The organism is Actinomadura chokoriensis (assembly GCF_041463665.1).
GTDB lineage: Bacteria > Actinomycetota > Actinomycetes > Streptosporangiales > Streptosporangiaceae > Spirillospora > Spirillospora chokoriensis_A.
Genome location: NZ_JAXCEJ010000004.1, coordinates 91,706 through 100,900, shown reverse-complemented (window position 1 = coordinate 100,900; position 9,195 = coordinate 91,706). Strand labels below are relative to the sequence as shown.

Annotated in this window: 10 protein-coding genes and 1 pseudogene; 3 read left to right on the top strand and 8 right to left on the bottom strand. The window is 71.8% G+C overall.

All coding sequences use genetic code 11. The features are described 5' to 3' along the window. Window positions 1-149 precede the first annotated feature (149 nt). Complete coding sequence (locus SM418_RS09080) at window positions 150-458, top strand: type II toxin-antitoxin system VapB family antitoxin (protein ID WP_371940388.1); 309 nt, start codon at window positions 150-152, stop codon at window positions 456-458. On the opposite strand, the gene SM418_RS09075 is transcribed toward SM418_RS09080, so the two are convergent. From SM418_RS09075 to upp, 7 genes and pseudogenes are all read right to left on the bottom strand, one after another. Further along, on the bottom strand, window positions 459-1,706 hold the full coding sequence (locus SM418_RS09075) for a CynX/NimT family MFS transporter (protein ID WP_371940389.1): 1,248 nt from the start codon (window positions 1,704-1,706) through the stop codon (window positions 459-461). A 170-nt stretch (window positions 1,707-1,876) separates the two neighbouring features. After that, the gene (locus SM418_RS09070; protein WP_371940390.1) at window positions 1,877-2,587 is read right to left on the bottom strand and encodes a FadR/GntR family transcriptional regulator; all 711 of its coding nucleotides are present in this window, start codon (window positions 2,585-2,587) and stop codon (window positions 1,877-1,879) included. A 141-nt stretch (window positions 2,588-2,728) separates the two neighbouring features. After that, complete coding sequence (locus SM418_RS09065) at window positions 2,729-4,204, bottom strand: helix-turn-helix domain-containing protein (protein WP_371940391.1); 1,476 nt, start codon at window positions 4,202-4,204, stop codon at window positions 2,729-2,731. Between the two features lie 385 nt (window positions 4,205-4,589). Further along, window positions 4,590-5,099: pseudogene (locus SM418_RS09060) on the bottom strand (PH domain-containing protein); the annotation flags it as partial. Window positions 5,100-5,109: 10 nt separating this feature from the next. After that, window positions 5,110-5,268 (bottom strand): hypothetical protein, encoded by a 159-nt coding sequence (locus tag SM418_RS09055; protein ID WP_371940392.1) that lies wholly within the window; start codon window positions 5,266-5,268, stop codon window positions 5,110-5,112. Window positions 5,269-5,413: 145 nt separating this feature from the next. Continuing rightward, window positions 5,414-5,671, bottom strand: a complete 258-nt coding sequence (locus SM418_RS09050) for a hypothetical protein (protein ID WP_371940490.1) — start codon at window positions 5,669-5,671, stop codon at window positions 5,414-5,416. 190 nt (window positions 5,672-5,861) lie between these two features. Next, a complete protein-coding gene (gene upp / locus SM418_RS09045; RefSeq protein WP_371940393.1) occupies window positions 5,862-6,500 on the bottom strand; it encodes a uracil phosphoribosyltransferase in 639 nt (212 codons plus the stop codon). Between the two features lie 267 nt (window positions 6,501-6,767). Between upp and SM418_RS09040 the strand changes: the two genes are divergently transcribed. Further along, window positions 6,768-7,028 (top strand): hypothetical protein, encoded by a 261-nt coding sequence (locus tag SM418_RS09040; protein WP_371940394.1) that lies wholly within the window; start codon window positions 6,768-6,770, stop codon window positions 7,026-7,028. Window positions 7,029-7,183: 155 nt separating this feature from the next. Beyond that, window positions 7,184-7,669 carry a tRNA adenosine deaminase-associated protein gene (locus SM418_RS09035; protein ID WP_371940395.1) on the top strand — a complete coding sequence of 162 codons (486 nt, stop codon included), beginning with the start codon at window positions 7,184-7,186 and terminating at the stop codon, window positions 7,667-7,669. Window positions 7,670-7,695: 26 nt separating this feature from the next. On the opposite strand, the gene SM418_RS09030 is transcribed toward SM418_RS09035, so the two are convergent. Continuing rightward, window positions 7,696-9,021 (bottom strand): alkaline phosphatase family protein, encoded by a 1,326-nt coding sequence (locus SM418_RS09030; protein ID WP_371940396.1) that lies wholly within the window; start codon window positions 9,019-9,021, stop codon window positions 7,696-7,698. Window positions 9,022-9,195: the final 174 nt, after the last annotated feature.

Below are 9,195 nucleotides of genomic sequence, written 5' to 3'. Positions count from 1 at the left end.
CGACGCACCGCAATCCGTTCGTCGTTTCGGAACTAAGTGACGGATGCCCTGAGCTGGGATGTAAGTGGTTTACCGATTGCGCCAACTCAAGTGACGCGTGTTGTTACGTTGCCTTCTCCGGGAAAGTACGGACGCCGTAGACTCGAAGGGTGATCTTCAAGGCGGTGGGTGACGGAAGGCCCTATCCGGACCACGGGCTCTCGTCCCGGGACTGGGCCAAGATCCCGCCTCGCCAGATACGCCTCGACCAGCTCGTCAGCACCAAGCGCGAGATGGATCTGCAGTCGCTGCTGTCGAAGGACTCCACGTTCTACGGCGATCTGTTCCCGCACGTCGTCCAGTGGCAGGGTGAGCTCTACCTGGAGGACGGCCTGCACCGGGCGCTCCGCGCCGCGCTGCACCAGCGGCAGGTCCTGCACGCCCGCGTCCTGGACCTGGACGCCGTCGACCTGACCTGATCAGCGCGTACGGGCGGGTTCCAGCACGGGACGCTTCTCCGGCCGGGCCTGCGGACGGGCCGGGCGGACGAGCCCGGGGCGCGCGGCCAGCAGCCCGAAGACGACCTCCGGCGCGACCAGGACGAGCAGGAGGACGAGCGGGACGTCCCAGCCGCCCGTGGCGTCGTGCAGCACCCCGACCGCGAGCGGGCCGGCGGCGGCGAGGAGGTAGCCGCCCGTCTGCGCCATCCCGGACAGCCCGGCGGCCACGGACGGGCTCGATGAGCGCAGGCTGAGCAGGGTGTAGGCGAGCGGGAACGCGCTGCCGGTGCCGATGCCGAGGACGACGACCCACGTCCAGCCCGCCGACGGGGCGAGCAGCAGCCCGCCGATGCCCACGACCATGGTGGCGGCGACGGCGCCGACCAGGGGCCGCTGGTCGGGCAGCCGGGCGGCGAACACGGGGACGACGAAGCCCAGCGGAATGCCGACGATCATCATGGCGGACACCATCATCCCGGCGGCCGCGGGCGTGTACCCGGCGTCCCGCATGATCTCCGGCAGCCACGACATCAGGACGTAGAACATCAGCGACGCCAGCCCCATGAAGGCGGCGACGTACCAGGCGGTCGGTGAGCGCAGCAGGGATCCCTCGTCGCGCGGAGCCGAGACGGGGACGTCCGGTGCGCGGCGTCCGCGGACGGCGAGCGGCCCCCACACGAGCACGGCGACCAGGGACGGGACGGCCCAGACGGCGAGGGCGAGCCGCCAGCCGCCCGCCTCGCCCAGCGGTACCGCGAGCCCGGCCGCGATGGCGCCGCTGGCCGCCATGAGCATCATGGCGACGCCGGTGAGCGAGCCCACGCGGGACGGGAACGCGCGCTTGATGACGGCCGGCATGAGGACGTTGCCCATCGCGATCCCCGCGCCCGCGAGGACCGTTCCGGCGAACAGCGACACCGGCGACTGCACGACGCGCAGCACGATCCCCGTCGTGATCATGACCAGGGATCCGGCGATGGCGGCCTCGGCGCCGAACCGCCGCGCGACGACCGGCGCGACGCCGGCGAAGACGCCCAGGCACAGCACCGGCAGCGTCGTGAGGATCCCGACCTCGGTGCCGGACAGCCCGAAGGCGTCCCGCAGGTCGCCGAGCACCGGGGAGATCCCGGTGATCGCGGCCCGCAGGTTGACCGTCAGCAGCACCAGCCCGGCGAGCGACCAGACGGCCGTCGCACGGGAACCCGGAGTCGTCGCAGAACTGTTCATCTCACCTTGCTCGTCATCGCGTCATCCCGGCGTCGACCGCCGGGTCACATTCATGTACTGGCCGCGTTCATGTACTGACCGCGTTCATGTACTGACCGCGTTCTGACTGACCGTGCCGCCCGCCTCAGTCGCGGCGCGGCATCGTCCGCCCGTCCGCTCAGCGGGAACGGTCAGGGCCCATGCACGGGTTTGCGTCCCGGCTCGGGAGCGGACGGGGTGGTGGAGGCGAGGATCCGGTCGAGGCACGCGTGGGTGGCCCGGGTCGCGGCGTCGGCGTCGCCCGCTTCGACGGCGGCGGCGATGGGGCCGTGCGGGACGTCCGCGTGCTCCAGGAGGACGCCGGCGGCCCCGATGCTGGCCCGCAGCGCGACGCTGAAGTCGCGGTACAGGTCGGTCAGGACGCGGTTGTGCGTGGCCTCGACGACGGAGGTGTGGAAGGCGAGGTCCGCCTCGACGAAGGCGGCGTGCTCACCGGCCGCCCAGGCGGCGTCGCGGCGCGCGAGGGCGACCGCGATGGCGGCGATGTCGGCTTCGGTGCGGCGGGTGGCCGCGAGCCGCGCGGCCTCGACCTCCAGCCCGCGCCGGACCTCCAGGATCTCGATGAGCTCCGCCGTCTCCAGCCGCCGCCGGACGGCCCCGGACAGCTCGCTCGTCGCGCGCACGTACGTGCCGTCGCCCTGCCGGCTTTCGAGGAGCCCGGCGTGGATCAGGGCGCGGACCGCCTCGCGGACGGTGTTGCGGCCGACCCCGAGCGTCTCGGCGAGCACCGGCTCCGGCGGGATCTTGGCGCCGACCGCCCAGTTCCCCCCGACGATCTCGTCCCTGAGTTGGCCGATGACCTGGTCGACCAGCGACGACCGCCGAGCCGTGCGCAACGTCATCTCGAACCTCCGGTCAACCAGTCATCCCATGTTTAGCCTAAAGCCAGATCAGAGCGCGGATTGTTCCCATCCACGGGGAGATGCGTCACATCGCCCCGTCGCGAGGACGGGGCGATGGCGGTGCCGGAGAGACTCGCGTCGTCAGATGCCCGGGTCGTCGTGGGGGCCGTGCAGGGACGGGGTCCTCACGCCGGACGGCGTGGACGTGATGGAGGCCGAAAGGCCGGCGGCCTGGAGAGCCTTGCGGTACGCCGTGGCGGCGCGTTCGGTGTCCTGGACGAGCTCGAACAGTTCGCCCAGCTCCCGGAACAGGTGTGCAGCCGGACGGCCCGGGGGGAGCGTCCCGAGCTGGTCGGCCGCGGCGCGCAGGACGACCTGGGCGGCCGTGCGGTCGCCTTGCGCCACGCGTGCGCGCGCGAGGACGAGCCTGGCCAGAACGGTCTTCTGCGTGCGCACGGCGAGGTCGCTGCCGGGCTGCGGGGTCACGGTGTGGGCGCTCGTGGGGGCGGCAAGGGCCAGGCCGGTGTCGAGGAACCGTTCCAGCGTGGCGATCGCATCGTCCAGTTCGCCGACGAGGACCAGCGCGCGCGCCTTGGCGATGGTGCTCTCGGTGGAGTCGTCACCGTCGAGACCCGTCGTCCCTTGGAGGAGGTCCAGGGCCTCTTGCGCGGCCTCACGCGAGCCTTCTGGCCGTGGACGTTCGAACTCGCCGACCGGCATCGCCCCTGGCGGTGCGACGACCGAGAACGGGAAAACGCCCCTGAGCAGCGCCTTGGCGCCGGCGAGGGCGAGCCGAGCGCGGCTCTGCACGGGCGTGGCGTCGGTACGTGCCGCGAGGGCCTGGTCGGCGAAGTACAGGGAGTCGCCGACGGTCCCCCCTTCCAGCGCCCGCATGCTCGCCCGCTGGTAGTGGACGCTCACCGGCTCGGTCTCCGCGGACTGCTCCGGGTGGAGGAGGCGCCGTCCGAGCTCATGCGCGCGCGCCGGGTCCGAGCGATCCACGTAGGCGAGGAGCAGGACGCGTCCGGCCTCGGTGAACTCGCTGCCGACGCTGAGCCCGAGCTGTTCGAGCCGTTCGACGGCGCGCTCGCCGAGCGCGATCGCCTGCCCCAGGTCGCCGACGGTGTGGTAGCACCTGGCCAGCGCGATCACGGGCGGCAGCCAGCTGGCCCGGCCCGGGTCGCGTTCGGCCTGCTCGCGCAGCTCCTCGAACAGCGCGATGGCGGCGTCGGTCCGGCCGAGCTCCTCCAGGGCGCGGGCGCGGCCCCAGCGGGCACGGGAGGTCAGATCGGGGTCGTCGCTGCGGGCGATCACCTCGTCGAAGCCGGTCTCGGCGGTGGCGGCGTCGCCGCGCAGCAGCGCCAGGTGGGCGTGCCGCTCCCGGACCTCGAGGTGGGCGCGCTGCTCCGGCTCGACGCCCTCGGCGAGGTACTCCGGGGTGCAGCCGAGACGCTCGGCCAGCATGCGCAGGACGGTCGGGGTCGGCGTGCGCTTACCCGACTCGATCAATGAGATGTAGCTGTCGGAAAGGTCGTGACCGGCGAGCTGTGCCTGCGACAAGCGTCTGGTCAGCCGCAGGTTGCGGACACGTTCGCCGACATTGCCTGGACCCGGCATGTGGACTCACTTAGCGGAAGGAAACAGGCGGCTGGGGTGCCGACATGATTGCACATTGCGGGTAATCGCACATCGAGAGCAATGAAGCGGGGATCGTGCCGCGACGTCTGTCACCCCGCCGACGGTATCCGAACGGGCCCGCAAGATCTCGAACACCGCCGATATTGACCAGTCGGCCGCGCTTTCCGGCCACATGCCCGCCTCGGGGCGGCTGCTCCGGCGCGGGGCGGATCTCCCGGCGACCGTCCGGCACGGCCCGGGAGGACGTCTACGGCTCGGGGTCGGGGCCGCCCGCCGGGCCCGGGCTGGTCGGGACGTCGTCCTGCCGCTTGGGCCGGCGCGGCGGCGGGGGCGGGGGGAGCGTCTTCTCCACCGGCTCCGGGTTCTTGTTCGGGAAGATCATTTCGCAGACTTCGAGGTACAGCTGCTCGGGGTAGGGCAGGTAGTCCACGTTCGTGAGCGCCTGGTCCTGGCCGGCGGACTCCAGGATGAACTCCCCGTAGCCGAGCATGCGGCCCGCGATCGTCCGCTTGAAGCTCATGTCGGTGACCTTGGCCAGCGGCATCATCGCGACCTTGCGGGTGATCAGGCCGGTGGTCAGCAGCATCCGCTGGTTGGTGATCACGAAGTAGTCGACGGACCATTCCGCCACGCGCCAGACGAACCAGGCGAGCAGGATGAGCCAGCCCCACCAGATCCAGCTGATGACCGTCCCGGCGTCGCTGGCGACGGTGTTGCTCAGCACGCCCGCGATGATCAGGCCGCCGAGGACGAGACCGACCGGGACCATCAGCACGGCCGGATGCCGGCGCACCGTGATCACCTGGTTCTCGTGCGGGAGGAGGTACTTGTTGACCGACGCGGGCGCCGAGTCCCCGGGGGTGACGAGTCTCATGGCGGCCCCGTCAGGCGAGCGCGTCGACGAAGGTGGCCAGGGAACCCGCGGCGGACGCGAGGCCGTTGGCCGCGTTCTCGACCGACTGCGCCGCGCCGTCCGGCTGGTTGATGACGTAGAAAGCCACGAAGGCCACCGCGGCCCACGTCAGGTACTTCTTGGCGGGCACGGCAGCCTCCCGGAGCGTTGACCCAGACCCCGGGTTCAGTTTCGCACAGTGCGTCCTACCGGCAAAGCAAGGCCTGTGGCGCGTTGCCGTGACCGGATGGACGCCGATTCAGCACCCTGCGACGCAGGGCCGGCCGGACGTCCCGTTATGGGGCGTTGTCCAGCGACGACCTGCTCGCCTTGCGGCGCTTCTCGGCCGCGACCGTCGCGAGCACCTCCAGGTGCCGGCGCGCGATGCGTTCGACGAGGTCGGGGGGCGCCGCCCCCGTGACCTCCTCGGCGCCGTAGCGCGCGGCGGAGACGCACCGGTTCACCGTGTCGGCGCCGTGCACCCCGTCGAACTCCTCGGTGAGCCGCTCGCCGATCGCCGCGTAGCGCGGCAGATCGTCCCCATGGTGAGCCATCATGTTTCCTCGGCCTCGCTCGCACCGCCCGGTCCGTTACCGGTCCCCTGTGCCGGGACGGTGGAGGGGAACGCGCACCGGCGTTCCGTAGGAGGTTGTTACCCCTTGCGCCCCGGAACGAACATCGCTGGTCACGTCCGGTTTCGGGCCGCAGGCCCGGCCCCGCCGGGGGACGGGCCGGGGGAGGAGGTCAGACGGCGCCGTACAGGCGGTCCCCCGCGTCCCCGAGGCCGGGCATGATGAAGCCCTGCTCGTTGAGGTGGGAGTCGATCGCGGCGGTGACCACCCGGACCGGCGCCGAGATGTCGGCGAACGCCTGTTCCAGGTACTTCAGCCCCTCCGGCGCGGCGAGCAGGCAGATCGCGGTGACGCCGTCGGCGCCGCGCTCGAACAGCAGCCGGATCGCGGCGGCGAGCGTCCCGCCGGTGGCGAGCATCGGGTCGAGGACGTAGCACTGCCGCCCGGACAGGTCGTCCGGCAGACGGGTCGCGTACGTCTCCGCCTGCAGCGTGCCCTCGTCCCGGATCATGCCGAGGAACCCGACCTCGGCGGTGGGCAGCAGCCGCGTCATCCCGTCGAGCATCCCGAGCCCGGCGCGCAGGATCGGCACGACGAGCGGCTTCGGGCTGGCGAGCTGGACGCCCTGAGCCTCGACGAGCGGGGTCTTGACGGTCGCCTCCACGACCCGGACGTCGCGGGTGGCCTCGTAGGCCAGGAGGGTGACCAGTTCGTCCGCCAGGCGCCGGAAGGTGGGGGAGTCGGTGCGGACGTCCCGCAGCGTGGTGAGCTTGTGCGCGACGAGGGGGTGATCGACGGCGAGGGTCTGCATGGGCTCACCGTAGCCCAGCGGGCCGCTCGGGCGGGACCGGGCCGATCTAGGATAGGACGCCGCTGAGCTGGGCACCATGGCGATATGAACAGCGAGAGCGATCAACAGCCGGGAGGACCGGCGCGGGCGGGCGAATCCGCGCCCGATCCGCCCGATCCAGCCGGTCCGGCGGTGCCCCCGCGCAAGGCCGCCGCCGCTCCCGGACCCTCCGAACCCCCTGCCACCGGCCCTGTTTCCGGGGCCGCGCCCCCGTCCGCGGACGCCGCGGTGACCGATGTCACAGGTAAGGCCGGAAGCCAGACCGACGCCGCGAGCAGGACCGACGCCGCAGGCGAGGACGTCCCGGCGCGGCCGGGCCCCCAGGGCGACATCTCCCCCGAGCAGGTGCGCGATCATCTGCGCCGCCGCGCGATCTTCCTGCGCGAGCTGGCGGAGGCGCGGGAGCTGCGCCGCCGGGTGACGCCGCACCGGTCCCGCCGCGCGCGGATCCACGCGCAGCTGCGCCGCCGCACCTTCCGCATCAATTGATGCGGATTGGATAGGTTCTTGGCGCCAGGTACCAATATGTGGTGCCGCCTCCCGGGCTTGGCCGCGGGTGCGGCGCCGAGTTTGACGGTGGGGCACGCGAGCGCGCGCCGCATCTGCGACCATGCCCTGGCAGGAGACGCGCCGGTGGGGTGGAAATGACGGATGTGGACGCGACGGACTTCGCCGTCGTGGTGTACCGGGAAGACGAGGGCTGGGAGGCCGAGATCCTCCCGGTCGCGTTGACCGAGGACCTCGCGGGGCTGATCCATGCCCTGCGCCAGCAGCCGAGCCTCGGCGGCACGGTGGGGCTGGTCTCGGTCGGCGACGACTTCTTCGTCGCGATCCGCCTGCTCGGCGACGAGGTGATGGTGTTCCTGTCGGACGTCACGGCCTCGGTCGACTGGCCGCTGGCCCGCCAGGTCCTCGACTACCTGGACATCCCGGTCCCCGACGACGAGGAACTCGACCAGGTCCTCCCGGTCGGCGACATGTCGATCTTCGCCGATCTCGGGCTGGACGAGATGGAACTCGGCGCGATCTCCGGCGACCTGGAGCTGTACCCGGACGAGATGCTGCTGAGCATCGCCGGCCGCATCGGCTTCGCCCCCGCCTTCGAGCGCGCCCTGGACGCCGTCGCCTGACCGCGCGGTCAGGCGGGTCGGGCGGGTCACCCGGCGCCGGGGAAGCCGTGTGCCCGGGCGTAGGCGTTGAGGCCCGCCCAGTCGTCGCCGGTGTGGCTGTGCGCCGGGTCCAGGCAGCCGAGGCTGATCGGGCGCCTGGCGTCGTAGCGGGGTGCGCGCAGGTCGGGCGGGCCGGTGAAGTCGAGCACCTCGGCGATGTTGCGCGCGGCGGCGTCCCGTACGGTCAGCGGTTCCAGGCCCCAGCGCCACTCGATCGCCTTCAGGACGGACGTGTGGTCGTACACCTCGTGCGCGACGGCGCCGCGCCGGGCCCGCGGGGAGATCAGCAGGCAGGGGACGCGGAAGCCGCGCAGCCCGGTGCCGAGGTCGGGACGCGGGTCGGGCCCGGCGGGCGGCGGGACGTGGTCGAAGAACCCGCCCCACTCGTCGTAGTTGATCACGAACAGGGTGCGCGGCCAGTTCGGTGAGCTGACGACGGCCGTGTAGACCTCGTTCAGGAACGCCTGCCCGAAGCGGATGTCGGCGAGCGGATGCTCGTCCTCCGACATCCCGGGCAGGAAGATCTCGCCGAGGAAGCCGGGCTCGACGAAGCTGACCGCGGGCAGCCGGCCGTTGCGGGCGTCCCTGCGGAACTCCCCGATGTTCCGGCTGATGTCGAGGTGGCGCAGTCCCCAGATCGCCGTGAGCGGGACGTCGCTGAAGTAGTAGCGGCACGAGATGCCCTTGGCCTTCAGGCGGTCCCAGATGGTGGTGGTCTCGGAGATCGTCAGCGTGTTGGAGATCCGGTCGGTCTGGCCCGCGTGCTGGAAGATCCGGTTGGGGAACGTGCACGACATGACGGCCGGGAAGTAGCGGTCGCAGACCGTCCAGTCGAGGGCGGCGCGGCCGTGGAAGCCGAGGTCGGGTGCCTCGTAGTAGCCGATGGAGAACACGTCGTTGTCGCCGGCCCGCAGCCATCCGTCGCATGCGCCGTCGTTGTACTCGACGCGTCCGCCCTCGTAGGAGTGATCGGGGTCGGAGAAGCCGCAGCCCCAGGGCGCCTTCAGGTGGTGGGTGGCGTGCTCGTTGCCGTCGGCGTCGGCGAAGGTGAGGCCGGCTTGGCGGCCGTCCGCGCCGGGCAGCCAGCCCATGTAGTGGTCGAAGGACCGGTTCTCCATCATCACGACGACGATGTGATCGATGCCGGATTCCTCCGGGTCGGGGAGTTCGCCGACGGGTGCGCGCCTCGCCGCCGCGAGCTGGGCGGCATGGGCCTCGGTGGACGACCCTCCGGCGGCGCTCGTCGCGAGGACCGCCGCGGCGCCGGCCGTCCCCGCCAGAAATCCGCGCCTCGTCAGCTCGTCCGCGCCCATGGCACTCCTCCCGGATGGGGACCGCTGTGGAGTATCCGGACTCACGGGACGCGGGGGAAGGACGGGCGGCCGTCCGCCACCGGACAAAATCCGAAGTTTATTCACAACCGCCTCCGGGCACCCGATGCCCGATTCACCCCGTGAAAGGGGTGTGACCACGGCAACCCTGTGGGT